A 25,049-nucleotide genomic window follows, 5' to 3' on the forward strand; every position below is an offset into this window, starting at 1 on the left:
GTCCCCTGCCACGCGCGCATCGGATCAGGGACCTAGGTCCGGGGGCTGAGCCCGGGTCCGGCGAGGCGCCCGACCCGCACGATCCTGACGTCCTGACGGGCTCCTGGGCCGGCCCCTTCCGCCGCGCCGGCCGCGCCGGCCGCGCCGGCCGGCAGCGGGCAGACGGACGCGGTGGGCGGGAGACACGTCGCGCGGAGACCCGCGGGAGTGGGGTCGGCTCGTAATCTGGTCGGGTCTCATCGCCTGTGGGAGGGGAGTGTGCTCGTGCCGCCGTACGGGGCAGGGACTTCCGGCCTGGCCGCATGATGCCGTCGGCCGTGACCGCCCTCGGCCGCCGGGGACACCTGGTGTCCGGCGGCCTGCGCCGGGTGAGCGCGCAGGAGGTACGCGGCGGCGCCCGGATGGTCGTGTGCGCCACGCTGTCGTGGTACTTGTCGGTCGAGGCGGGCATCAGCAGTGCCCCCGTCGCCGCAGTGCTGCCGGCGGTGTTCACCCTGTCCGGGATCCCGCTGTGGGCGCCCCGGCTGGGGCTCTACCGGCTGGGCGGTGTCCTGCTGGGGGTGGGCATCGCGGCGGTCGCCCTGCGCTGGCTTCCCGTGTCCACCCTTTCCCTGGCCCTCGTGGTGAGCGCCGGATACCTCGCCGGTCTGCTGCTGCGCATCGACGGGGTTCCCAGTCCGCAGGTGCTCGTCAGCGCCGTGCTCGTCTTCGGTGTCCCCGTCTCCGGCTACCCGGAGCAGCGCGTCCTGGAGAACCTGGTCGGTATCGCGGTGGTCGTCCTCCTCGGCCCCCTGCTGTGGCCTCCCGACCCCTGCCGCCTCCTGTCCGGCCGGCTCGACGCCTACCGCGACCGGCTCGACCGGCTGCTGAAGGACCTGGGCCGCCCTTCCGGCCGGCCCCCGCTCGGGCAGGGGGCGGAGCGGGGCATGGGCCTGTGGCAGCAGCCCCACGACCTCGCACGGGATCTGGACCGGGCCCGGAAAGCGCTGCGCTGGAGTGTGATCCACCGCCGTTCGGCCCCCGCGCTCGACGAGGTCGGACACCGCATCCACCTGGCCGAACGCACCGCGGCTCCCCTGCACTGCCTCACCTCTCAGCTGCGTCCGGCGAACGGGCCGCCGACGGCCGAGCCCCCTGCCGGTCACGCCTCGGACGGCCCCGGCCCGTTGCTGGACGCCGTGCGGCACGCGTGGGTCCGCGCGCTGGACGGCGCCGATCCGACGGAGCCGATCGCCCGGGCCCGGGCGATCGACGGACAGGACGGGCTCCTCCGGAGCGGTCGGCACGACAGTCTGTCTCGCGGCCTGCTGCTGCTCGTCCTCGACCGGCTCGACGACTACCGCGAAGCGCACTTCGCCGGCCGCTGAGCAGCCGGCGACAGCACAGGCACCGGGTGCCGGCCGGCCCCGGGGCGGGATCGGTGCGGCCGTGCGGTGTGTGCGGAGGCCAGGACTGGGGACTTGAATGCGCAAGCCGGTTCAGTGGCGTTCCCCCAGGGCGCTGGCCCGGCCAGGCCTCGCTGGTTCAGCCCACGAGCCAGGGAGGCCGTCTCGGCCGCTGCACGAGACAGGGAGGCCGTCCGCCCTCTCCGCGGCTACGGCAGGCCGCCGCCCTCGCAGACCTTGCGGGCTACTTCACGGAGTTTGATGTTGTTCTCCTGCGAGTAGCGGCGCAGCACGTCGAAGGCCTGGTCCTCGGTGAGGTGGTGGCGGCCCATGAGGATGCCCATGGCCTCGCCGATGGCGTGCCGGGTGGCGACGGCCCGCTCCATCTGGGCGTGGGTGCGGGCGCTGGAGAAGGCGACCGCTGCGTGCGAGGCCAGCAGCCAGCCGGCCGTCTCGCTGGCCTCGCTGAACGCGCCGGGCTTGCGTGAGTAGAAGTTCAGCGCGCCGAGATCCTCGTCCTCGGTGAACAGCAGGAAGCCCATCACGCTGCCCACACCGAGCGCGTGCGCCCTGGGGGCGTAGGCGGGCCAGCGCTGCCGCTCGCCGGTGAGGTCGGCGATGCGGAAGACCCGCTCTCCCCGCGCGCTGTGGGCGGCGTCGAAACAGGGTCCTTCGCCCAGCCGTTCCTGGAGCCGGTCGCTGTCGACGACCAGTTCGTCGGTGGGGGCGAGGGTCTCCACCTTCGCGTCGTGCAGCACGAGAATGCCTGCCGCGTCGCAGCCCTCGACCAGCTCGGTGGCCGATGCCGTGATCCGCTCCAGCGTGGCGTCGACCGAATTCTGCGCCAGCAGGTCACGCGCCATCGAGGCCATCTGCTGCCCGAACCGACCCCAGTCCACTTCGACTCCCGTCCATCGCCCGCCTGGACAAGCCTCATACCCAGCCTTTCACGCAACCTGCACAGCGGCGCCTGTGAGTGACGCGCCGGACAGGACGCGTGAGGACACCGCCGGGCGCGTCGAGATCGCTCGTCGATCACCGGCGCGTTTCCCGTCACGGTGCCCGTTTCCTCCCCCGGCGGCCGGGGACTCGGGCCCCATGGTGCAAATCGGATACACGATGATGACCGAGCAGGCCGGCCCCCGTGACCTGGTCGACCACGTGGTGCGGGCCGAGGAGGCGGGCTTCGACTTCTCGGTGACCTCGGACCACTACTTTCCGTGGCTGCGCTCGCAGGGCCACGCGCCGTACGCGTGGAGCCTCCTCGGCGCCGCCGCCCAGGCCACGTCACGCATTCCGCTGATGACGTACGTGACGTGTCCGACCTTCCGTTACCACCCGGCGGTGGTGGCGCAGAAGGCCGCCACGATGCAACTGCTGTCCGAGGGACGCTTCCGGCTGGGGCTGGGCTCCGGGGAGAACCTCAACGAACATGTGGTGGGCGGTGGCTGGCCCTCCGTGGAGGTGCGGCACGAGATGCTCGAGGAAGCCGTGGAGATCATCCGCGCCCTGTTCGAGGGTGGCCATGTGACCCGGCACGGCACCCACTACGACGTGGACTCCGCCCGGCTGTGGGACCTGCCCGACGAACCGCCGCCGATCGGCATCGCCGTCTCCGGGGAGCGGTCGTGCGCACTCGCGGGACGGCTGGCCGACCTCGTGATCGCCACCGAGCCCAAGGCGGACCTGCTGGCGGCGTACGACCGCCACGGCGGCTCGGGCAAGCCGCGCGTGGGCCAGCTTCCGGTCTGCCACGACCCCGACCGGGACGCGGCCGTGAAGCGGGCGCACGACCAGTTCCGCTGGTTCGGCAGCGGCTGGAAGGTGAACTCCGAACTGCCCCACCCGGACTCCTTCGACGCGGCGACCCGGTTCGTGACGCCCGACGACGTCGCCGCCTCGATCCCCTGCGGCGACGATCCGGACGACTTCGTCGAGGCCGTACGTCCGTACGCCGAGGCGGGGTTCACGGAGATCGCCCTGGTGCAGATCGGCGGGGACGCCCAGCCCGCGTACCTGGACTGGTCGGAGAAGACCCTGCTGCCCGCGCTGCGCAACGCCTTCGGCTGACCGGCCGGCCGGCCCGCGCGCGGGTCCGGCAAAGCATCGCCAAGAGGTGCATATAGGCTGCCGGTCTGCACTTTCGCAGTGCCGATCCTACGTCCAGCAGCCCGCAGAGGAGAGTCATCCGTGACCCTGGCGATCGACCTGCCCGAGACGTCCGCCCAGACGTCCGCCCCGACGTCCCCCGCGCCCCTGTCCGACCTCGTGGCGCGGGACGCCCGTGAGTTCGGCGTCTACGCGCGGACCGGTGGGTGGGCCTTCGGCCTGATGGTGGCGCGCAGCGTGCGGCCGGGCGGGCAGAGCGTGGACGAGACGCCGAAGGTGTCGGCGAAGGAGTTCGCCGGGCTCGCCGGCTGCTCCCCCGACCGCGTCATGCGGTACTACAAGGCCTGGGACCGGGCCGCCGACGACGGTCTCGTCCCGCACTTCGAGGAGCTCGCGCCGGGCCAGGAGGTCGAGCTGCCGGACGCGGAGGTGTGGCTGACCTACTACGTCTCCCGCTCCAGCGCCGGCTCGGAACGCGGTACCGCGATCGCCGAGGCCGCCGAGGCCGAGGGCATCCGCCCGACGAAGGCGCTGGAGGTCGCGGAGAACCCCACCGCCCTGCGCGCCGCGATCCTCGCCGACCCCTCGACCGCCCGCGCGGCCCGCGCCGCCCTCCTGGACCGCATCAAGGAGGACCCCGACCTCCAGATCGAGCTGGCCCGGGACGTCGTGCGCACCGACGACCTCAAGAAGGCCGTGGCCACCGAGAGCCGCTCGGCCGACCGCATCGGATACGTGCGGCAGATCGCCGAGTCGGGCCAGATCAAGACGCCCGCCGGACAGACCCTCGACGCGCCGGCCGAGCTGCGCCAGGAAGCCGAGCGGCACCTGTCGCTGCTCGACGAGCTGAACGACGACGAGGACGCGGGCGAGTGGGCGAGCGATGCCTACGACACGATGAAGAGCCTGGTCGTGGAGACCGTCGAGGCCGACCCCGAGCTGCGCGTCCAGGAGCGGCGCACGAAGTTCTACAGCGGCCTTCAGCGGGCGACGAAGGTCTTCGAGGAGCTGACCTTCGACGACGCCGACGCGCAGGAGTTCTACGAGGACGACATGGTCCAGCGGCTGGAGGAACTGCAGCAGGCGATCGGCAGCTGCATCACCGCGCTCCGCGGAGCCCGGGGCATCACGCCCGAAGCCGGCTAGTCGGGCGCCGGCCGGTCCGGCGTCGGCGCGCCGGCCCGTCCGGCGTCGGCCCGTCCGGCGTCAGCCCGTCGTGTAGCGGCGCCGGGTCCACAGCGGCAGCACGAACCAGCACAGGCCGTACCAGGTGACCACGCCCGCGACGAGATAGGGCACGAACTCGTCGTGGGTGGCCACGCGCAGGATCAGCAGCAGCGAGGCGGTCATGGTGGCCAGCAGCAGAAGCAGGCCGACGAACGTCAGCCGGGACGCCCACTGCACCGCCTGCGGCTTCACCCGCCGCCCGGAGACCAGGCGGTGCAGGGAGACGGGGCCTATGAGGGCGCCGGTCGCGCAGGCGCCCAGGACCACGGTCACGATGTAGATGACCTGGTCGGCGTGCTGGAGATCCGCGTAGCGCGGGGTGAACACGACGGTCAGCAGGAAGCCGAAGAGGATCTGCACACCCGTCTGGGCGACCCTGATCTCCTGGATGAGCTCCCCCCACATGCGGTCGGCTCTCTCCTCCTCGGTCTCGTCCCGCCCCGTCCGCTGCTCGGCCTTCGCCGCCGTATCCGTCACGTGTGCCGTCCTCCCGGTTCGAGTGGGTCGGTCCCCTCTCCCCGCGAGTACCCCGTGGGCGGCGGTTCTCTCCGGTCCGCCGCCCCGTTCCCGGCTACCAGCGTCCCTCGACCTGCTCCTTGACGCGCCGGTCGTAAAGGTCGCGGACGGCCGCGAGGGTCTCACCGGTCAGCTCCGGGAGCTTGGCGGCGGCGGCGTTGGCGCGGGCCTGCTCGGGCGAGCGGGCGCCCGGGATGACGGTGGTCACGCCGGGCTGCTGGATGATCCAGCGCAGGGCCAGCTGGGCCGGCGTGTACCCCTCGGGCGCGAGGGCCGCGAACTCGACGGCGGCCTCGACGCCGGTGGCGTAGTCGACGCCGGAGAACGTCTCGCCCTGGTCGAAGGACTCGCCGTGCCGGTTGTAGGCGCGGTGGTCGTTCTCCGGGAAGACGGTGTCCTTGGTGTACTTGCCGGAGAGCAGGCCGGAGGCGAGGGGGACGCGGGCGATGATGCCGACACCGGCCGCACGGGCCGCCGGGAGCACCTCGTACAGGGGCTTCAGACGGAACGGGTTGAGGATGATCTGCACGCTCGCCACCCCCGGCCGGGCGATCGCGGTGAGGGCCTCGGCGCAGGTCTCCACGCTGACGCCGTAGTGCGCGATGCGCTCCTCCTCGACGAGGGTGTCGAGGGCGTCGAAGACCTCGTCGCTGGAGTAGACGGGGGTGGGCGGGCAGTGCAGCTGCACCAGGTCGATGCGGTCGACGCCGAGGTTGCGGCGGGAGCGGTCGTTCCAGGCGCGGAAGTTGTCCAGGACGTAGTTCTCGGGGATCTGGTCGACGCGGCGGCCCATCTTGGTGGCGACCAGCACATGCAGGTCGGGCCGGCCGCTCAGGAAGGCGGCGATGGTCTGCTCGCTGCGTCCGTCGCCGTAGACGTCGGCGGTGTCGAAGAAGGTGACCCCCGACTCGGCCGCCGCCTCCAGAACGGTCAGGGCCTCCTTGTCGTCGACGTCTCCCCAGTCGGCGCCCAGTTGCCAGGTGCCGAGACCGACGACGGATGCGTGCTGACCAGACCTACCGAATTCGCGCTCGTCCATGGCGTCAGTCTGTCATCCGCCGTGACCTGGTGCGGAACGGGCCGCTCCGGGCCGCCACCGGTGAAGGCCGGGCCCGCGCCGGGTGTCCGGCGCGCCCCCGCACGGACGGCTGTTCCCCTAGGGGCGGTCGGGTTCGGCCGGGGGCTGCCCGGGACTGTCCAGATGGGCCTGCACCGTAGGTCCGTACCGGTCGACGATGTGCTCGATCGGCGCCGCCCTGAGCTCGCTCCCGCGGGCGATGCCGAACATCACGCCCAGGCCGAGCACGGTGGCGACGGCGAGTTCGGCGCGGATCCCCCGGTCGGGGCCGGTGAGGCGGGCGGCCAGGCGTTCGGTGACCTGGGCACGGAAGTTGGCGCGCAGGATGTCGCCGTGGTCGCCGTGCAGGGGCGCGAACACGATGCGCAGCACGGGGTCGGCGCCGCGCTCGCGCTGACTGGTCACCACGTGCCGGACCATGTGCGGGCCCAGGTCCGCCGGCGGGGCGTCGAGCAGGGCGTCGGCGTCCTCCTCGAAGGACATCACCCGGGCGAACAGGGCGTCCTTGTTGCCGAAGTACTTCAGGACCAGCGGCGCGCTCACCCCGGCGCGCTCCGCGACGGCCTTGAGTGTGATGTCGGCGTGCGACTGACGGGCGAGGAGGTGCCGGGCGGCGCGCAGGATCGCCGCCTTGGTCGCCTCGGCGTCGCGCCGGGCGGGAGCCGGGGGGCCGGTCGCGGCCGAGGTGCCGGGTGGGATGCTCACGCCGCTCATGCTCCCTCCAACGCCCCGTCGGTGACGGAGCGGGTACGGCCACGGGCGCGCCGCGTGCCCTCCGGTCCGTCCGGTCCGGCGTCGCCGGGGATGGTGAGCGCCACCGCGCACGCGGCCAGGGCCACCGCGCCCGCGACGCCGAACGCCAGCAGATAGCCGTGCAGGGTCGGTACCGGCGCTCCGCCGACGAGGCCGGTGTGGTGCACGAGGACGGCGGCGACGGCGGCGCTGGAGGTGGCCTGGCCGATCGTGCGCATCAGCACGTTGAAGCCGTTCGCCGAGGCGGTCTGTCCGGGCGGGACGGCGCGCAGGATCAGCGAGGGCAGCGCCGAGTACGCGAGAGTGGTGCCGGTCGCCACGACCGTCGCCCCCACCATGATCATCCACAGGTCGCGGCTGTCGACGATGCGCAGGGCGTACCCGGAGGCGATGACGGCGGCGCCGAGGGCGAGGGTGATCCGCGGCCCGCGCCTCTCGGAGATACGGGCGGAGAGCGGCGAGAACAGCAGCATGGTGATACCGCCGGGGAGCAGGCACAGGCCCGTCTGGACGATGGACAGCCCGAGCCCGTATCCGCTCGCCTCGGGCGCCTGCACCAACTGGGCGGTCACCAGGGAGTTGGCGTAGAAGGCGAAGCCGGTCAGGAGCGCCGCCACATGGGACAGACCCACCCGGGGCCGGGACACCAACCGCAGGTCCACCAGGGGCTGTTCGGCACGCAGCTGGTGCCACCACCACAGGCCGAGGACGAGCACGGCGGTGAGGAACAGACCCACGATCCGGGCGCTCCCCCAGCCCCACTGGCCGCCCTGGGACACGGCGAGGAGCAGGCTGATCAGCCCGGCGGCCAGTCCGAGCGCCCCCGTCACGTCGAACCGGCCGGGCTCGCGCACGGGCGATTCCGGCACCGCCCACCGGATCAGCGCGACACCGGTCGCGCCCAGCGCGGCGGTCACCCAGAACATCACGTGCCAGTTGGCGTACTGCACGACCACGGCCGCCGCCGGCAGTCCGAGCGCGGCGCCGATGCCGACGGTGGAGCTCATCAGGGCCACGGCGGATCCCCGGCGTTCCGGCGGCAGTTCGTCGCGCAGGATGCTGATGGACAGCGGGACGACGGAGGAGGCGGCGCCCTGGAGGGTCCGGGCCGCGATGAGCACGCCGATGTCGGAGGTGAGGGCGCAGATCACCGAGCCGGCGGCCATCAGGCCGAACGAGACGATCAGCACCCGCCGCTTGCCGTACATGTCCCCGGCGCGCCCGAGGACGGGGGTGAGGACCGCGCCGGACAGCAGCGAGGCGGTCACCATCCACGAGACGGCGCCCGCCGAGGCGCCGGTCAGCCGGGGCAGGTCGGGCAGCAGCGGGACGACGACGGTCTGCATGACGGCCATGAGGATGCCGCAGTACGCCAGGACCCAGATGGTGAGGCGGGCCCGCAGACCGGCGGCTCCCCCGGCCGGGGCGGGTATCGGAGCGGGCGACGCCATGGGCACTCCAGCGGCCTGAAGGTGACGAGAAAGGGTGAATGACAATTCACCGTAGCAGTGAATTGTCATTCACCCCATGCCGGACCTGGGCCGCCGTGGCCGCCCCCCGGCTACTTCCGCGAGGTCAGCGCCCTGGCATGGGCGCCGCGCGCCAGCTTCGGACCCAGCCAGCGCTTGAACCGGCGCAGGGCGCCCAGTTGTCCGGCCGCCCGGTCGAGCCGGTAGTACAGCTGGGGCGGGACGTACGGCAGCAGGGGCGAGTGACGCTGGCCGAGCAGGGCGAACATCTGCTCCGGGGGGAGGTCGATGTAGCGGGTGAGGTTCTCGTACCACTGGGCGCTGTAGCGGGCGGCGCTCTGCAGCGACAGCAGGGCTGACTTGCGTTCCTGTTCGTAGCGGGCAAGGGCGCCGGGGAGGTCGGCGCTCTCGCGCAGGGCGTCGGCGAGGGCAATGGCGTCCTCGAGGGCGAGGGTGGTGCCGGCGCCGATCGAGTAGTGGGTGGTGTGGGCGGCGTCGCCGAGGAGGACGAGATTGCCGCGGTACCAGCTGCGGTTGGTGAGGGTGCGGAAGGTCAGCCACTGGGTGCTGCCGTCGGCGGCGGCGCGGCCGATCAGGGGCCGGCCGTCGAGGATGTGCGCGAAGAGCTTCTCGAGGTGGGCCAGTCCGTCGCCCTCGCTCGCCCGGTCGAGGCCGAGTCCGGCCAGCGTCTCGGGGGCGCACTCGATGACGCAGGTGCTCTGCTCGGAGCTGAAGGGGTAGCCGTAGCACCAGATCCAGCCGTGCTCGGTCTCCACGAACGCGAAGGTGAAGGAGTCGAACACCTTGGTGGTGCCGAGCCAGATGTAGGCGTTGCGCCCCGGGGTGAGTTCGGCGCCGAAGCCGTCGGCGTGGTGCGTGCGCAGGGCGCTGTGGACACCGTCGCCGGCCACGACGAGATCGGCGTCCGGCAGGTTGCCGGCGGTGACTTCGCTCTCGTACTCCAGCCGCACGCCGAGGGCGCGGGCGCGGGCGGCGAGGATCTCCAGCAGCTTGTGCCGTCCGATGCCGTGTCCCTCGTCGCCCGGCTGACGGGTGGCCAGGTCCCGTACGTGGGCGACGCCCTCGTTCCAGCGGACGGACTCCGCCTCGATCGCGCGCGCCGACTCGGGGTCGCAGACGCGGAGTCTGTCGAGGAGTGCCTGCCAGTACGTGACACCCCAGCCGTAGGTCGAGCCCTCCGGGTTGCGCTCGTGGACGGTGACGTCGTGGGACGGATCCTGGCGCTTGAGCAGGATCGAGAGATACAGGCCGGCGGGCCCGCCGCCGACACAGGCGACCTTCACGCACACTCCCAGGAGTTACCAGACGTGGTTGATTGACGACGCAGGGTAGCAGGGCGTGACGCACGCGGCCGGACGCCCCACCTGCCCGATCGCGCCACTTTCCCCACGTGGGCCACACCACCGCGGACGCACCGGCGCGCGAAAGATCACCGGAAGCGGTGCGTTCACGGAAAGGAATTGCCCCTTCCGCCCGGCCCGGCCCCTCGCCCACAACAAGATCATCTTCGTTAAAGATTGCACGACATGTAATTGATTGTCCGGATCACAGCCAACCCCTCTCGGGCGATTTCTCCCTTTCTCCCCCGGGTCGATAGGCATACGGGGTCGTCAACCGAACGCACCCCAGGAGGTCCCGCATGCCGGAACTCAGCCGTCGTCGCGCACTCACCGCGGCGGCCGTCGTCGCCGGTGCCCCGCTGGTCGCCGTCCCCGTCGCCCGGGCGGCGGACCACGACCACGGCTCCCACCCCTCCCCCGCCTCCCCCGATTCCTTCGACGAGGTCTACAAGGGCCGCCGGATACAGGGCCGGTCCGCCGGCGGGAGCGGCCATCACCACGGCGGCGGCTACGGCGTGTACGTCGACGGGGTCGAACTGCACGTGATGCGCAACGCCGACGGAACCTGGATCAGCGTGGTCAGCCACTACGACCCGGTGCCCACCCCGCGGGCCGCCGCCCGTGCCGCGGTCGACGAGCTCCAGGGCGCGCGACTCCTGCCGTTCCCCACCGGCTGACCGGCCGACCGCCCCCTTACCGCACACTTGGAGCACCGCACATGACCGTCCGCAAGAACCAGGCGTCCCTGACCTCCGACGAGAAGCGGCGCTTCGTCGCCGCCGTGCTCGCCCTCAAGCGCAACGGCCGCTACGACGCCTTCGTCACCACGCACAACGCGTTCATCGTGGGTGACACCGACAACGGCGAGCGCACCGGCCACCGTTCGCCCTCCTTCCTGCCGTGGCACCGCAGATTCCTGCTGGAGTTCGAGCGGGCCCTGCAGTCCGTGGACGCCTCGGTGGCACTGCCGTACTGGGACTGGTCGACCGACCGATCACCGCGTTCCTCGCTGTGGGCGCCGGACTTCCTCGGCGGCAGCGGGCGCAGCCGGGACGGCCAGGTGATGGACGGCCCGTTCGCCGCCTCGGCGGGCAACTGGGCCGTCAACGTCCGGGTGGACGGCCGCACCTACCTGCGGCGCGCGTTGGGAACGGGCGTCCGTGAACTGCCGACCCGGGCCGAGGTCGACTCGGTGCTGTCGATGGCGACGTACGACATGGCCCCCTGGAACAGCGGTTCGGACGGCTTCCGCAATCACCTGGAGGGCTGGCGCGGGGTCAATCTGCACAACCGGGTCCATGTGTGGGTCGGCGGGCAGATGGCGACCGGGGTGTCCCCCAACGACCCGGTGTTCTGGCTGCACCACGCCTACATAGACAGGCTGTGGGCCCAGTGGCAGCGGCGGCATCCCGGGTCCGCGTACCTCCCGGACGCCGGGACGCCGGACGTGGTCGACCTCCACGAGACGATGAAGCCCTGGAACGACACCACCCCGGCGGACCTTCTCGATCACACCGCCCACTACACCTTCGACACCGACTGACGTGGCGCTCAGCCCGCGTCGGTGTCCGCCGTACGGCACTGCGGGTGCCCCCAGCCCTGCGCGTTCTTGGCGATGTCCTCGCCGGCGGCGTACGGACGGCCGCACACACAGCGGCCGGGGAACTTGGCCTTGATCGTGCGGGACGCCGTACCACCGCTCCGCCGGGGGGACTTGCCCCCGGCGGAGCGGCCGGTCTTCGCGGACTTCGTCTTCGGGGTGTCCGGCGAGGCCGGCGGCGCCGGGGAGCCCTGGTCGCTGCCGGCCGGCTGCTGGACGATCGCCGCCTGGCTGGCGGCGCGGTCGGCGAAGTCGTTGAGCGGGTCGCCGTCGACCTGGTGCGCGGGCACGTAGCGGAAGTCGACCGAGCGGCCGTCGAGCAGCTCGTCGATGCGGACGACCAGCTCCTGGTTGGCCACCGGCTTCCCCGCGGACGTCTTCCAGCCGTTGCGCTTCCAGCCCGGCAGCCAGGTGGTGACGGCCTTCATCGCGTACTGCGAGTCCATCCGGACCTCGAGCGGCACGGCGGGGTCGGTGGAGGCCAGCAGGCGTTCCAGCGCGGTGAGTTCGGCGATGTTGTTGGTCGCCTTGCCGAGCGGCCCCGCCTCCCAGCGAGTGGGTGTCTGCGCGTCGTCCGCGACCACCCATGCCCAGCCCGCCGGTCCGGGATTTCCCTTCGAAGCCCCGTCGCACGCGGCCACCACTCGTTCACGCATGGGCCCGATCATGCCACGGTCGCGCCGGTGCCCCGCCGGGCGGCTAGGACACGTCCGTGGTCTGCGGCATGTCGCCCGCGGTGGTGGTGACGTCGATCACCGAGAAGCTCGCGCCCTGCGGATCGCTGATCGCCGCGAACCGTCCGAACGGGGTGTCCATCGGGCCGAAGCGCAGGACGCCGCCGAGCTTGGTGGCCCTGGCCACGGCGTCGTCGCAGTTGTCGACGGTGAAGTACACGTTGACGTACGACGGCACCTCGGGCGGGAACTCGTCCGTCATCTTCATACGGCCGAGGACGGTGTCGCCGTCGACCTCGAACAGCCGGAAGTCGACCGCGTCGTCCTGGAGCTGCTTCGCCGTGTACGGGAACACGGCCGGCAGGAACGCGTCCGTCTTCCCCGGGTCGCGGGTGAAGACCTCGGCCCAGCAGTACGCGCCGGGCTGCTCGGGCGGCGCCTCGAAGCCCTCGTGGACGCCCGCCTGCCACACGCCGAACACGGCACCGCCGGGCTCGCGGCCCAGGCACATCGTGCCGAAGTCACCGACCTGCATCGGCTCCATCAGCACCTCGCCGCCGTGCTCCCGGATCTTGCCCGCGGTCACCGCGGCGTCCGGGGAGGCGAAGTAGAGGCACCACTGCGACTGGCCCTCCTGTCCGGGCATCGGCGGGACGACGGCGGCGACCGCCTTGCCGTTCGCATAGGCCTGTGTGTAGTTGCCGTACTCCGACGACGCATCGCCGAAGGTCCAGCCGAGGACCTCGCCGTAGAAGGCCTTGGCGCCCTCCACGTCGCTGAACATCGCGTCGGCCCAACAAGGGATTCCCTCTGGTCGTACGACCATGACCGCAGCCTTCCGGTGAGACGGTTTTTCCGGTTCCTCACGCTAGTCACCGGGTCGTCCACTCGCGCGCCGAACACACGGGTAACCCTGAGTGACCCACGAGCGCTCCGGCGTGCGGGAGCACACACGGGAAGCGGTTGCGCGCACAAGGCGCCTTCCGCCCCATCCGGCAGGTGTGCACCCTGCGAGCCACGAAGCCGCCCCCTTCACGCCGTACCCACCCGTCACCCAGGGTGTTTGGCTGGTGCACGCGGATCACCGGACGGAACCACTCCGGATGGTCCGTCCGTCTCCGTGCACCTCCTGGAGGGAAAGTGTCCACACCGGACAGCGCCACCGGTCCCGCCCTAGACGAACCCGCCCCCGAACCCGCTGCCGACGCGCAGCTCACCAGTCTCAGCACCCGAGCGGCCCGCCAGCTCGCCACGACCCACAAGTCCGAACCGCAGATGCAGGCCATCAGCTCGCGCTGGCTGCTGCGGATGCTGCCCTGGGTGGACGTCAAGGGCGGCACCTACCGTGTCAACCGGCGCCTCCAGCTGCGCGTCGGCCGGGGCCGGGTGCAGTTCGAGCACAACGGCGGGAACGACGTACGGGTCATCCCGGAGACCCTCACCGAGCTGCCCGCGCTGCGCGGCTACAGCGACAACGGAACCCTCGCGGAGCTCTCCTCCCGGTTCCAGGCGCGTGAGATCCGGGCCGGTCAGGTGGTCTTCGAGGCCGGACAGCCGGTCACCGAGGCCTATCTCGTGGTGCACGGCCGGTTCACCCGCTTCACCGCCGGCAAGTACGGCGGCGAGGAGATCGTCGGGGTGGTCTCCGGCGGCGACCAGCTCGGCGACGAGGCCGTCGGGCAGCACGACCCGCTGTGGCTGACCTCGGTGCGCGCCGAGACCGCGGGCGTACTGCTGGCGCTGCCCTGGGACACCCTGCGCGAGTTCGTGGGGCGCGTGCCGTCCCTCGCCACCCATCTGGAGGCCTACGCCGCCCGGCAGCGGCTGCCGATGAACCGCAGGGGCGAGGCCGAACTGCCGGTACAGGCGGGCCACACCGGGGAGCCGACGCTGTCGGGGGGCTTCGTCGACTACGAACTCTCCCCCCGCGAGTACGAGTTGTCGCTGACCCAGACCGTGCTCAAGGTCCACACCCGGGTCGCCGACCTCTACAACAACCCGATGAACCAGACCGAGCAGCAACTGCGCCTGACCGTCGAGGAGATCCGCGAGCGGCAGGAGTGGGAGCTGGTCAACAACCGGGAGTTCGGGCTGCTGCACAACGCCGACCACTCCCAGCGCGTCAGCACGTTCACCGGACCGCCGACCCCGGACGACATGGACGAACTGCTGTCGATGCGGCGCAAGACCAAGCTGTTCCTCGCCCACCCCAAGGCGATCGCGGCCTTCTTCCGCCAGTGCAACCGGCGCGGTCTGACGCCCGGCACGGCCACCGTCGAGGGGCACGAGATCCCGGCCTGGCGGGGGGTGCCGATCTTCCCCTGCAACAAGATCCCGATCAGCCCGCAGCACACCAGCAGCATCCTCGCGCTGCGCACCGGCGAGGCCGACCAGGGGGTCGTCGGGCTGTACCAGACGGGCATCCCGGAGGAGTTCCAACCCGGCCTGAACGTACGGTTCATGGGGATCGACCCCAACTCGATCATCCGCTACCTGGTGACCGCCTACTACTCGATGGCCGTCCTCGTGCCGGACGCCGCCGGGGTCCTGGAGAACGTCCAGGTCGGCCGGACGGCCGAGTGACGGCGGGGAGTTCGCGATGAGCACACCCACGAGCACCGGGAGTGCGCTGCCCGGCCCGCCGAACCTCGCGCGCAGCATGCGGGCCCGGCGCGGCGGGGCGATCCCCGGCCTGCGGTACCGCGAGGTCGAGCCCGCCGACCCGGAGAAGGCCGCGGAGATCGACCGCAGGCTGGAGGAGTGGGCGCGCGGCCTGGACCTGTTCCCGGCCGCCTGGAACGGGGACTTCGCGGGCTTCCAGTTCGGCCGCGCCGTGGTGCTCCAGCATCCGCGCGCGCTCGACCTGGAGCGCCTCACGGTGGCCGGCAAGCTGCTGCTGGCCGAGAACATCGTCGACAACTGCTACTGCGAGGAGGACGAGGACAAGGGCGGCTCGCGCAGCGGACTGGGCGGCCGGCTGGTCATCGCCCAGTCGGCGCTCGACCCCTACCACGGCCCGCCCGACCTCCAGGAGGAGTGGGCACGCGGAGTGCAGGCCGACGGGCCGCTGCGCTCGTACCACTGGGCGCTCAAGGACTACGCGGCTCTCGCCACACCCAGCCAGAGCGACCGGTTCGTGCACGACATCGCGCGGCTGCACCTGGGCTACCTCGGCGAGGCGGCCTGGGGGGAGACGCGGTACGTGCCGCGGATCTGGGAGTACCTGGCGATGCGGCAGTTCAACAACTTCCGGCCGTGCCTGTCGATCGTCGACGCGGTGGACGGCTACGAACTGCCCGAGCAGCTCTACGCCCGCCCGGAGATCCAGCGGGTCACCGCGCTGGCCTGCAACGCCACCACGATCGTCAATGACCTGTACTCCTTCACCAAGGAGCTGGCGGCCGACCCCACCCATCTCAATCTGCCGCAGGTCGTCGCCGCCAACGACCGGCGCGGGCTGAAGGCCGCCTATCTGAAGTCGGTCGGGATCCACAACCAGATCATGGAGGCGTTCGAGGAGGAGTCGGCCGCGCTCGCCGCCGCCTCACCGCTTCTCGAACGGTATCTCCAGGGCCTGTCGGACTGGGTGGCCGGCAACCACGAGTGGCACGCGACCAACACCCACCGCTACCACCTGCCCGACTACTGGTGAGCGCCGACTTCCTGACCCACCGTCATGTACAGCACCATGAGGAGCCACTGTTGACCACAGCCCACGACGCCGGCACCAAGACCGTCCCGGTGCCCACCCAGTCCACGTACCAGAACCGCGTCGCGGACTACTGGAACGCCGAGGAGAACCCGGTCAACCTCGAACTCGGCAGGATCGACGATCTCTACCACCATCACTACGGCGTCGGCGCGGCGGACTGGACCGTGCTCGACGAACCCGACGCGGATCGGCGCCGGGACCGGGTCACCGCCGAGCTGCACCGGCTGGAGCACGCCCAGGCGGAGCTGCTGGCCGCACGGCTCGGCCGGCTCACTCCCGCCGACCGCGTCTTCGACGCGGGGTGCGGGCGCGGCGGCGGCAGTGTCACGGCCCATCTGCGCCACGGCTGCCACGCGGACGGCGTCACCATCTCCGCCAAACAGGCCGCTTTCGCCAACGAGCAGGCCCGCAAGCGGGGCATCGACGACCAGGTGCGCTACCACCACCGCAACATGCTCGACACCGGTCTGGAGACCGGCGCCTACGCGGCGTCGTGGAACAACGAGTCGACGATGTACGTCGAGCTGGACCTGCTGTTCGCCGAGCATGCCCGGCTGCTGCGCCGCGGCGGACGCTACGTCGTCATCACGGGCTGCTACAACGACGCCTACGGACAGGCCTCGCGCGAGGTGTCGCTCATCAACGCCCACTACATCTGCGACATCCACCCGCGCTCGGCGTACTTCAGGGCGATGGCCCGCAACCGGCTGGTGCCGGTCCATGTGGAGGACCTCACCGAGGCGGCCATCCCCTACTGGGAGCTGCGCAGTCAGGCCGACCACCTGGTCACCGGCATCGAGGAGACGTTCCTGAACGCCTACCGCAACGGCAGCTTCCAGTACCTGCTGATCGCGGCCGACCGGGTCTGAATTCCGTTGGACAGCAACGAGGTCGGTCCTCTGCAATGGGCGCATGTGCGCTGTGAGGATGCATACGGACGAGGCCGACCTCGATGCCCCGCTGGTGAGCCGGCTCGTCGCCACCCAGTTCCCGCGGTGGGCCGGGCTGCCCGTGCGGCGGCTGGACTCCTCCGGGACGGAGAACGCGATGTTCCGGCTGGGCGCCGACAAGGTGGTGCGGCTGCCCCGGCATCCCGGCGCCGTCGAGAGCGTGGCGCACGAGCAGCGCTGGCTGGCCCGGCTGGGGCCGGCGCTGTCCCTCCCCACGCCCGTGCCCCTGGAGCTGGGCGGGCCGGGTGAGGGGTTCGCCTGGCCCTGGTCGGTCTACCGCTGGCTGGACGGCCGCAATCCGGTCGCCGGTGCCGTCGAGGAGCCCCAGGCGCTGGCGGCGGACCTCGCGGCGTTCGTCACCGCCCTGCGCGGGATCGCGACGGACGGCGGGCCGCCGAACGGCCGGGGTGTCCCGCTCGCCGAACGGGACACCCCCACGCGCGACGCCCTCGCCCTGCTGGAGGGACGGATCGACACCGCCGCGGTCGCCGCCCTGTGGGAGGAGGCGCTGCGGACGCCGGGCCGGACACGGCCGCCCGTCTGGGCCCACGGAGACCTGTCCCCCGGGAACGTACTGGTCCGGGACGGACGGCTGACGGCGGTGATCGACTTCGGCGGCGTCGGGGTGGGTGACCCGGCCGTCGACCTGATCGTCGCCTGGAACCTGCTGCCCGCCTCGGCGCGCGGAACCTTCCGGGAGGCGGTGGGCGCGGACGACGACGAATGGGCGCGCGGCCGGGGCTGGGCCCTGTCGATCTCGCTGATCCAGCTGCCGTACTACTGGGAGACCAATCCGCCGCTGGCGGAGAACTCCCGGCATGTGATCAAGGAGATCCTGGCCGAGGCCCGTTAGCGCGCCCTCGTGTTCGGGCGCCTACTCGCCTTCGTAGGCCTTCCTCAGGGCGGCGACGTCGAGCTTGCCCATGGCGTACATGGCCTTGGTCGTGCGGGTGGCCTTCTCGGGGTCGGGGTCGCTGATCATCTCGATCAGTCCGTCCGGGATGACCTGCCAGGACAGGCCGTACTTGTCCTTGAGCCAGCCGCACGGGCCGGGCTCGCCGCCGTTCTCGGTGAGCCTGGTCCAGTAGTAGTCGACCTCCTCCTGGTCCGCGCAGTAGATCTGGAAGGAGACCGCCTCGCTGAACGTGAACTGCGGGCCGCCGTTGATGCCGACGAACTTCTGCCCGTTGGCCGTGAACTCCACCGCCAGCACGGAGCCGGCCGGCCCCGGGCCTGCCTCGTTGTAGCGGCCGATGTCGCCGATGCTGGAATTCTTGAAGATCGAGACGTAGTGGTGGGCGGCTTCCTCGGCCTGGCCGTCGAACCAGAGACACGTGGTGAATCCGTCGGTGGTCATGAGTACCTCCTGGGCGTGGAACGCGGTCATCAGTGTCGACTGCCGGTCGTCCCGGAACTCATCGCTTCGGCCGTGGGGTAATCCGGACGGCCGATGCGGTCCGCCCCGCCGGCGAAGGCCGAGCGCACCGTGGACCCGGCGCGCTGGACGGAGTCCGACCGGGGCGGCCGCTCCGCGGCGCCGGAGGAGCCGCTCCGCCGGTGGGCGATGTGCGGGCGTGCTTCCGGCAGTTGTGGGAGAAGGAGGGCGTCCGCGCGAGGGCCGGAGGCGCTCTGCCCAGGGCGAATCTGCCACGGGCAGAGAAACCGCGTGCGGGCACCCCCCGGGGTCAAGAGTGGAGTCGACGGCAGTCACCACGACGAGGAGAACCGATGACTCCACTCACCACGCTCGCTCCCCGTGCCGAGGAGGGCGACACCGCGCCCTCCCGCTTCGACGACCAGCTCGCCTCCCAACTGCTCGGCCAGCGGATCGTGTTGCTCGGCACCCAGGTCGACGAGGTCTCCGCGAACCGGGTCTGCGCGCAGTTGCTGATCCTGTCGGCGGAGGACCCGCGCACCGACATCGCCCTCTACATCAACAGCCCGGGCGGGTCGGTGCACGCGGGACTCGCCATCTACGACACGATGCAGCTGATCCCGAACGACGTCACGACGCTCGCCATGGGCTTCGCGGCCAGCATGGGCCAGTTCCTGCTGAGCGTCGGCGCGCCCGGCAAGCGGTACGCGCTGCCGAACGCGCGGGTCATGATGCACCAGCCGTCGGCCGGGATCGGCGGGACCACGGCGGACATCGAGATCCAGGCCGAGAACCTGGAGCACACCAAGCGGACCATCGAGCAGATCACCGCCGAGCACACCGGCCAGTCCCCGGAGACCATCTCGCGCGACGGCGACCGCGACCGCTGGTTCACGGCCGAGGAGGCCCGGGAGTACGGCATCGTGGACCGGGTCGTGGAGTCCCTCGCGGACGTCCGCCCGGCCGCTCAGAAGCGACGGGTGGGGATGTGACATGGGGACCTACACGATTCCGAACGTGGTCGAGCGGACCCCGCAGGGCGAGCGGTCCTACGACGTGTTCAGCCGGCTGCTGTCCGAGCGGATCATCTTCATCGGCACCGAGATCGACGACGGCGTCGCCAACGTCGTCATCGCGCAGCTCCTCCATCTGGAGTCGGCGTCACCGGAGAGCGAGATCTCGATCTACCTCAACTCCCCCGGCGGCTCGTTCACCTCGCTGATGGCGATCTACGACACGATGACGTTCGTCCAGGCGCCGATCTCGACGCTCTGCGTCGGGCAGGCGGCGTCCACGGCGGCCGTGCTGCTGGCGGGCGGGGACCCCGGCCGGCGGCTCGTCCTGGAGCACGCGCGCGTACTGCTCGGGCAACCGGCCAGCGGCGGCCGCCAGGGCACGGTCTCCGACCTCGCGCTCCAGGCCAAGGAGATGGTCCGCGTCCGCTCCCAGGTGGAGGAGGTGCTGGCCCGCCACACCCATCACGACATCGCGAGCCTGCGCGCGGACATGGACCGCGACAAGGTGTTCACCGCGCAGGAGGCGGTGGCGTACGGCCTGGCCGACGAGGTGCTGAGCCGGCGTCCCGCGCTGGTGTGAGACGCCGGCCCGCGCGGCCCGTCAGGCGGCCAGGCAGAGTCCGTCGTACGACGCCCTCGTGGCCGTACGGCTCCGGGCGGAGTGCCGGCTGCTGAGCCGGATCAGCTCCCCCTGCGCCCGGGCGAGCAGGTCGCCCAGGCTCAGGCCGAGGGCCTGGGCGGCGGCCGCGAGAACCTCCGAGGAGGCCTCCTTGCGGCCGCGCTCCACCTCCGAGAGATAGGGCATGGAGATACGGGCCGAGTCGGCGACGTCCTTGAGCGTGCGTTCCTGGGCCTGGCGCTCACGGCGCAGGACGTCCCCGACCAGGTCGCGCCACAGGGGCTCGCGCGGCGCGGCCCGCGGGCCGATCCCGGGTGCGGGAGCCGGAGCGGTGGGAGAGACGGTGGCGGCGGTGCCCGGGCGCTCGGCAGGCGGGCGCAGCGGGATCACGCGGGCTCGGTTCGGCGCTTGGTTGCTCACCTCCCCAGCCTAGGAAAGCGGGCCGCCAGCGGAAGGGCCGGGCGTTGCGCCCTCGGTGGAATCGGACGGAGAACCCCGGTGGCCGCGGCGCCGGGAAGTCCGCACGCATGGGTCCTCCCGGACGGGGTAGTCGCACCCGGAGTGGGTTTGCCCGCAGGTGCCCGCTCACGGACCGAGTACACCGGACGTCGCACCGTGACCTTTCTGGGAGAGGCAATGGAGACCGCTGTGATCCGGACAGACGCCAAGGCCGTCGAGGACACCGCCGGGACCGTCGGCACGGCCGGCGCGCCGCTCCCGGGTATCGAGGCACCCCGGAGCGTGGCTCCGCGGGACGCGCGGGAGCTGTCCCGTCAGTTCTTCCAGCGGCTGGCCGTCCTCGAAGAGGGAAGCCACGAGTACCAGTACGCGCGCAACACGCTCATCGAGATGAACATGTCCCTGGTGCGGTTCGCGGCCGGCCGGTTCCGTGGCCGCGGGGACGACATGGAGGACATCGTCCAGACCGGGATGATCGGCCTGATCAAGGCCATCGACCGGTTCGAGGTCTCGCGCGAGGTGGAGTTCACCTCGTTCGCGCTGCCGTACATCGTCGGTGAGATCAAGCGCTTCTTCCGGGACACGACGTGGGCGGTGCACGTGCCGCGGCGGCTCCAGGAGCTGCGCGTCGAGCTGGCCAAGGCGCGCGACGAGCTCTCCAGCCGCCTGGACCGGGACCCGACCGTGCCCGAGCTGGCCACGCTGATGAACCTGGCGGAGCACCAGGTGGTCGAGGCCCAGATCGCCGCCAACGGCTACAACTCCTCCTCCCTCGACGCGGCGCTCACCGGAGACGGCCCCGAGCACGGCGAGGCGGTCCTCGCGGACTTCATCGGCGTGGAGGAGGAAGGGCTGCGGCTCGTCGAGGACTTCCACTCGCTCGCCCCGCTGATGGCCGAGCTCAGCGAGCGCGACCGGCAGATCCTCCACATGCGGTTCGTGGAGGAGGCCACCCAGGCGGAGATCGGCGAGCGGCTCGGCTGCTCGCAGATGCATGTGTCCCGTCTGATCAAGCGGATCATCACGCGACTGCGTCACGGGATGCTGGGCGAGCTGGGCTGCGCCTGACCGCCCGGCCGACCGCTCGGCAGGCGGTAGATCGCCGGGCCCGCGGGGCACGCGCCCTGCGGGCCCGGGGCCCGGCTGGTCCGGCCCAGGGCTCGAAGGTGGCCTAGGGTTCGAAGGTGAGCACGGCTCGGACCCGCTTGCCCACCGGCACGCGCTCCGCGGTGACCTCCGCCGCCACCGCGTGCACGATCTCCAGACCGTGCCGGCCGATGCGCTCGGGGTCCTTCGGGAACCGCAGGGGCAGGGCGTCACTGCTGTCGTAGACGCAGACCGTGACCGAGGCCTCCGAACCCTCCAGCTCGAGGATGTACGGCCCGTTGCTGTGCCGGTCGGCGTTGGTGATCAGTTCGCTGACCACCAGCAGCACCTCTCCGCTCGCCCGGTCGCCGATCGTGGCGCACCACTCCGTCCTGAGCTGGTCGACGAAGTGCGCGGCGAAAGCGCGGGCGTCGGCTATGCAGCCGGGCTCCCCCGTGTAGTGCGCCGCCCGCCGCAGCGGTTCCACGGGTACGTCGAAGCCAGTAGGTATCACTGCCCCGTCCAGGTGCTCGATCATGCGTTTCTCTCTCGAAGGCCGGAATGGCCGGACGCCGCTGGGTGTGCATCTGTGCTCGTACCCCGTGCCGCGCCGCGCAGTCCAGGTCAGTTTTCCTCCCGTTCGCGTGGCGGCCGAGGAGCGTCTCACACGGCCGGTGAGCCGGCGGGTGGGCCGGGGGCCGGAGAGCTGACGCCGGAGGAGACCGCCGAGGTCGGCGGCGACTGGCTCGTGCTGTCGTCCGTCAGCGGAAGCCGCGAGGGCGAGGCCGAGGAGCTCTCGGGTTCGCTCGTGGGTTCGGACGGTGAGCCGGGCGGTTGCGACGCGGAACCCGGCGGGTCGGGCACCAGCTGCCGGGCGGACCGGGACTCGGAGGACGACGGCTCGGAATCCCGCGCCCCGGAGGACCGGGACTCGGAGGACGGGGGCGCGAGTCCCCTCGACTCCGAGCTCGAGGACGGCGAGGACGGCGGTTCGGGGGAGGACGGTTCCCCGGACGGGGGTTGCGACGACGGAGGTTCCGAGGACGGGGACCCCGTGGACGATCCGGAGGACGGCGGCAGCGGACAGCCCGGCGGCCGGTCGGCGGGCGGCGAGACACACGGCGGGGACGTCCGCGGGCCGTCGCTCGCCGGTGTGCTCGGCGTGCTGACCGTGATGGACGGCGTGAGCCTCGCCGGGGGCCGGGTCGGCCGGTCCTGGTGCGGCTTGTCGCCCGGCCGGCGGGCGAACCAGTGGTGGTCGTGTTCGGGGTCGTAGAGCACGAACTCGTCGACCACGGTCACGGACGGCTTGACCACGACGGTGGTCGCGGGACTGTACGAGGGCCACGACTCGCCGGTCCGCTTGAACCCGGACCGCTGGGCGAGCGGCGGGGTCAACGGGTTGCCGCAGGCGCAGCGCACCCGCGGCACGCCGTGCCGGTCGACCAGGACGGCCGTACCGGCCTGGAGGACGGCCTGGTAGGTGGTGGCGGCGCCGTCGCGGTATCCGTGGTTGGTGACGCGGGTGTCCAGACGCAGCTGTACGGGGGTGAGGGAACGCAGGTGGGCCGGGACCCCGGAGGGGGCGACGCCGGCCACGGAGGCGAACGCCCTGTTCTTGGCGGGATCCGCCCGGAGGGCCTTGATCTGCCGCTCCACGTCACAGCTGGAGACGTTGCGGGTGCCGCCGTACAGCCCGTCGTCCCCGCCGTCGACACCGGAGACAGTGTCCGTGGGCGGCGAGGCGCCGGCAGGGGCGACGGAGGCAGGCGGGAAGGAGGTGTCCGTGGCGGGAGCCTCGGTGTAGGGCTCCGGGCCCGTCTTGCCGGCCGGCTGCATGAAGACCTCGCCGACCTGGCCGGAGCCGCCGCCGGAGCCGGAGCCGCCGCCGTTCATCAGGGCGAGCACCAGGGCGATCGCCGTCACGGCCACGACCGCGGTGGTGATCAGCGCGATCCCGGGCGCGGACCTCCACCGGCTCCGGCGCGGTTCTCCGTCGCCGTCCTCCGGGGAGCCGGCGCCCGACGGCTGGGAGGGCGGGCCGGAGGGGGGCTGGGAGGGCGGACCGGAAGGCCGGCCCGGAGGGGGCTCGGAGGGTGGGCCCGACAACGGGCCGGAGGGCGGTCCCGTGGGGCGGCCGGAAGAGGGCGGTTCAACGCTCACGAGCACTCCCGACGTGGGTTTCCCGCAGCGCTTCGGCAGATGCCCCGAGGAGGCCCGGTGGGACTCAACGCGAGCGATTTGTCAGATACGCGCCGCTTTCTTCCACAACGCACCATTGTGTGCGCCGGTCGGGCGCGGCTCGCAAGCGGGGCGCGGACGGCCCTCCCGACAGGCGCGCTCCCCCGGCGCTGCTTAGCGTGGCAGGGTGAGCGCGCACACCCCGCACGACCAGGCAGTCTCCCGCCACGGCTGGGTGCGGGCGATCGTCGTGGCACTGGCCGGACTGCTCGCCATGGCGGCGGTGGCCGCGCTGGGACTGTGGGCGGCCGGTGCCGGGGACCTGCCGCAGGGCGCCTTCCCGCGGGTGCTCGCGGCGACCGTGGTGACGGGCGTCGGCGGCACGGTCGAACTCTCCGGGAACGCCGGCGGGCTCGCCGACACCGAGGCCGGTCTGACGGTGATCCCGCTGTCCGTGACCCTCGTCGGGGCGCTCGTGGTGGGCGCCGGATTCCTGCGGCCGCTGAGGCACCGGGCGGTGGCGGGCGCCGCGGAGCTGGCCGGGTGGGCGGCCCGGATCGCCGTGGTGTGGCTGCTCGGCCTCCTCGGCATCGCCCTGGCCGCACGGCAGACCTTCAAGGTCTCCCTCGGCGACGACACGCTGAGCGACCTCGGCGAACTGTTCGACGTGAGCCCCGAGGTCGGCTTCACCACGGACGTCCCCGTCACCCTCCTCGTCGGGCTGGTGTGGCTGGCGGGTGTGCTGGTGCTGGCGCTGCTGGTCTCGCCCGGGGCCCCGTTGCCGCCGCGGTTGCTGCGCCTGCAACGGTCGGTGCGGCCGGCCGCGTACGCGATGGTCCTGCTGCTGCTCTGCTGCGTCGTCCTGGGCCTCCTCGTCGCGCTCGTCGTCGCGGCGACCCGGGGGCACGCCGCCGAGACCTTCGCCGTGGTCCTGCTCGGCCTGCCCAATCTGGTGTGGCTCACCTTCACGATCGGGCTGGGCGCCTCCTGGAACGGCCGGGTCGAGGGTCCGTTCGGGCTGCCGATGCCGCACGTGCTGGACGAGGTGCTGCGCGGCCCGGACGACGCCCGGCTGAACCTCTCCACCCTCGCCGAGCACGACAGCCGCGTGTGGTGGCTCCTCGCCGTGGACGCGGTGCTGCTGCTGGTGGCCGCGTTCGTGATGGCGGCCCACTCCCCCGCCGGGACGCGGGCCTGGCGGCACGCGGTGCACCTGGCGGTGGCGCTGGTGCTCACGGTGCTGATGATCTGTCTGGTCGGCCGGGTCTCGGCGCACTACGGCCTGTCGGTGCTCGGCCTCGGTGATCTGGGCGGCGATCTGTCCGGGGAGCTGTACCTGCGCCCCGAGGTGTGGTCGGCGCTGGGTCTCGCCGCGCTGTGGGGGCTGGTCGCCGGTTTCCTCGGCGGCCTGCTGGCGGGGGCGGCGCGTCGCCGGGGCGCCGCGGAACCCCCTCGTCACCAGCGGTGACGACCCCTCGG

Annotated in this window: 24 protein-coding genes and 1 pseudogene; 13 read left to right on the top strand and 12 right to left on the bottom strand. The window is 72.0% G+C overall.

Annotation, left to right across the window (positions count from 1 at the left end; all coding sequences use genetic code 11):
- Positions 1-317: 317 nt before the first annotated feature.
- Positions 318-1,367: an aromatic acid exporter family protein gene (locus ABT070_RS29585; RefSeq protein ID WP_351764935.1), complete on the top strand. Its 1,050-nt coding sequence runs from the start codon at positions 318-320 to the stop codon at positions 1,365-1,367.
- A 227-nt stretch (positions 1,368-1,594) separates the two neighbouring features.
- Here the strand turns inward: ABT070_RS29585 and ABT070_RS29590 are convergent, their stop codons facing one another.
- Positions 1,595-2,257 (bottom strand): GAF and ANTAR domain-containing protein, encoded by a 663-nt coding sequence (locus ABT070_RS29590; protein WP_351765080.1) that lies wholly within the window; start codon positions 2,255-2,257, stop codon positions 1,595-1,597.
- A gap of 226 nt (positions 2,258-2,483) precedes the next feature.
- Here ABT070_RS29590 and ABT070_RS29595 point away from each other — a divergent pair, with 226 nt between their 5' ends.
- Positions 2,484-3,455 (top strand): LLM class F420-dependent oxidoreductase, encoded by a 972-nt coding sequence (locus ABT070_RS29595; protein ID WP_351764936.1) that lies wholly within the window; start codon positions 2,484-2,486, stop codon positions 3,453-3,455.
- 120 nt (positions 3,456-3,575) lie between these two features.
- The gene (locus tag ABT070_RS29600) at positions 3,576-4,640 is read left to right on the top strand and encodes a hypothetical protein (RefSeq protein WP_351764937.1); all 1,065 of its coding nucleotides are present in this window, start codon (positions 3,576-3,578) and stop codon (positions 4,638-4,640) included.
- Between the two features lie 60 nt (positions 4,641-4,700).
- Here ABT070_RS29600 and ABT070_RS29605 read toward each other — a convergent pair whose 3' ends face one another.
- The 5 genes from ABT070_RS29605 to ABT070_RS29625 form a co-directional block, all read right to left on the bottom strand.
- Positions 4,701-5,198: a DUF6328 family protein gene (locus tag ABT070_RS29605; RefSeq protein WP_451099816.1), complete on the bottom strand. Its 498-nt coding sequence runs from the start codon at positions 5,196-5,198 to the stop codon at positions 4,701-4,703.
- A 94-nt stretch (positions 5,199-5,292) separates the two neighbouring features.
- Positions 5,293-6,276 (bottom strand): aldo/keto reductase, encoded by a 984-nt coding sequence (locus ABT070_RS29610; RefSeq protein WP_351764938.1) that lies wholly within the window; start codon positions 6,274-6,276, stop codon positions 5,293-5,295.
- A 117-nt stretch (positions 6,277-6,393) separates the two neighbouring features.
- Complete coding sequence (locus tag ABT070_RS29615; protein WP_351764939.1) at positions 6,394-7,029, bottom strand: TetR/AcrR family transcriptional regulator; 636 nt, start codon at positions 7,027-7,029, stop codon at positions 6,394-6,396.
- Complete coding sequence (locus ABT070_RS29620; protein ID WP_351764940.1) at positions 7,026-8,519, bottom strand: MFS transporter; 1,494 nt, start codon at positions 8,517-8,519, stop codon at positions 7,026-7,028. The genes ABT070_RS29615 and ABT070_RS29620 overlap by 4 nt, the downstream gene beginning before the upstream one ends.
- Before the next feature lie 110 nt (positions 8,520-8,629).
- A complete protein-coding gene (locus ABT070_RS29625; protein WP_451099814.1) occupies positions 8,630-9,847 on the bottom strand; it encodes an FAD-dependent monooxygenase in 1,218 nt (405 codons plus the stop codon).
- A gap of 350 nt (positions 9,848-10,197) precedes the next feature.
- Between ABT070_RS29625 and melC1 the strand changes: the two genes are divergently transcribed.
- A complete protein-coding gene (melC1, locus tag ABT070_RS29630) occupies positions 10,198-10,575 on the top strand; it encodes an apotyrosinase chaperone MelC1 (RefSeq protein WP_351764942.1) in 378 nt (125 codons plus the stop codon).
- Between the two features lie 41 nt (positions 10,576-10,616).
- Complete coding sequence (gene melC2 / locus ABT070_RS29635; RefSeq protein WP_351764943.1) at positions 10,617-11,441, top strand: tyrosinase MelC2; 825 nt, start codon at positions 10,617-10,619, stop codon at positions 11,439-11,441.
- An 8-nt stretch (positions 11,442-11,449) separates the two neighbouring features.
- Here the strand turns inward: melC2 and ABT070_RS29640 are convergent, their stop codons facing one another.
- Positions 11,450-12,166, bottom strand: a complete 717-nt coding sequence (locus ABT070_RS29640) for a ribonuclease H family protein (RefSeq protein WP_351764944.1) — start codon at positions 12,164-12,166, stop codon at positions 11,450-11,452.
- 31 nt (positions 12,167-12,197) lie between these two features.
- The gene (locus ABT070_RS29645; RefSeq protein ID WP_351764945.1) at positions 12,198-12,998 is read right to left on the bottom strand and encodes a VOC family protein; all 801 of its coding nucleotides are present in this window, start codon (positions 12,996-12,998) and stop codon (positions 12,198-12,200) included.
- Between the two features lie 314 nt (positions 12,999-13,312).
- On the opposite strand from ABT070_RS29645, the gene ABT070_RS29650 reads away from it, so the two are divergent.
- From ABT070_RS29650 to ABT070_RS29665, 4 genes are read left to right on the top strand one after another with little or no spacing between them, the layout of a single operon-like run.
- Positions 13,313-14,755, top strand: a complete 1,443-nt coding sequence (locus ABT070_RS29650; protein ID WP_351764946.1) for a family 2B encapsulin nanocompartment shell protein — start codon at positions 13,313-13,315, stop codon at positions 14,753-14,755.
- Between the two features lie 16 nt (positions 14,756-14,771).
- A complete protein-coding gene (locus ABT070_RS29655) occupies positions 14,772-15,824 on the top strand; it encodes a family 2 encapsulin nanocompartment cargo protein terpene cyclase (RefSeq protein WP_351764947.1) in 1,053 nt (350 codons plus the stop codon).
- A 50-nt stretch (positions 15,825-15,874) separates the two neighbouring features.
- Positions 15,875-16,753, top strand: coding sequence for a geranyl diphosphate 2-C-methyltransferase (locus ABT070_RS29660; protein ID WP_351764948.1), 879 nt, complete (start codon positions 15,875-15,877; stop codon positions 16,751-16,753).
- A 58-nt stretch (positions 16,754-16,811) separates the two neighbouring features.
- Entirely contained in the window at positions 16,812-17,687 is an 876-nt protein-coding gene (locus ABT070_RS29665) for an aminoglycoside phosphotransferase family protein (protein ID WP_351764949.1), read from the top strand.
- A 21-nt stretch (positions 17,688-17,708) separates the two neighbouring features.
- On the opposite strand, the gene ABT070_RS29670 is transcribed toward ABT070_RS29665, so the two are convergent.
- Positions 17,709-18,191, bottom strand: a complete 483-nt coding sequence (locus ABT070_RS29670) for a VOC family protein (RefSeq protein WP_351764950.1) — start codon at positions 18,189-18,191, stop codon at positions 17,709-17,711.
- Between the two features lie 371 nt (positions 18,192-18,562).
- On the opposite strand from ABT070_RS29670, the gene ABT070_RS29675 reads away from it, so the two are divergent.
- Together ABT070_RS29675 and ABT070_RS29680 are read left to right on the top strand one after the other, a co-directional pair.
- Positions 18,563-19,201 (top strand): ATP-dependent Clp protease proteolytic subunit, encoded by a 639-nt coding sequence (locus ABT070_RS29675; protein WP_351764951.1) that lies wholly within the window; start codon positions 18,563-18,565, stop codon positions 19,199-19,201.
- 1 nt (position 19,202) lies between these two features.
- A complete protein-coding gene (locus tag ABT070_RS29680; protein ID WP_351764952.1) occupies positions 19,203-19,805 on the top strand; it encodes a ClpP family protease in 603 nt (200 codons plus the stop codon).
- Positions 19,806-19,826: 21 nt separating this feature from the next.
- On the opposite strand, the gene ABT070_RS29685 is transcribed toward ABT070_RS29680, so the two are convergent.
- Positions 19,827-20,264 carry a helix-turn-helix domain-containing protein gene (locus tag ABT070_RS29685; RefSeq protein WP_351764953.1) on the bottom strand — a complete coding sequence of 146 codons (438 nt, stop codon included), beginning with the start codon at positions 20,262-20,264 and terminating at the stop codon, positions 19,827-19,829.
- 216 nt (positions 20,265-20,480) lie between these two features.
- Here ABT070_RS29685 and ABT070_RS29690 point away from each other — a divergent pair, with 216 nt between their 5' ends.
- The gene (locus tag ABT070_RS29690; RefSeq protein ID WP_351764954.1) at positions 20,481-21,371 is read left to right on the top strand and encodes an RNA polymerase sigma factor SigF; all 891 of its coding nucleotides are present in this window, start codon (positions 20,481-20,483) and stop codon (positions 21,369-21,371) included.
- Between the two features lie 103 nt (positions 21,372-21,474).
- Here the strand turns inward: ABT070_RS29690 and ABT070_RS29695 are convergent, their stop codons facing one another.
- Together ABT070_RS29695 and ABT070_RS29700 are read right to left on the bottom strand one after the other, a co-directional pair.
- Positions 21,475-21,927 (bottom strand): ATP-binding protein, encoded by a 453-nt coding sequence (locus tag ABT070_RS29695; RefSeq protein WP_351764955.1) that lies wholly within the window; start codon positions 21,925-21,927, stop codon positions 21,475-21,477.
- Between the two features lie 353 nt (positions 21,928-22,280).
- Positions 22,281-23,552: pseudogene (locus ABT070_RS29700) on the bottom strand (DUF6777 domain-containing protein); the annotation flags it as partial.
- 205 nt (positions 23,553-23,757) lie between these two features.
- On the opposite strand from ABT070_RS29700, the gene ABT070_RS29705 reads away from it, so the two are divergent.
- A complete protein-coding gene (locus ABT070_RS29705; RefSeq protein WP_351764956.1) occupies positions 23,758-25,038 on the top strand; it encodes a streptophobe family protein in 1,281 nt (426 codons plus the stop codon).
- Positions 25,039-25,049 lie beyond the last annotated feature (11 nt).

Origin of the sequence: Streptomyces sp. NPDC002884 (assembly GCF_040295245.1) — a bacterium.
GTDB lineage: Bacteria > Actinomycetota > Actinomycetes > Streptomycetales > Streptomycetaceae > Streptomyces.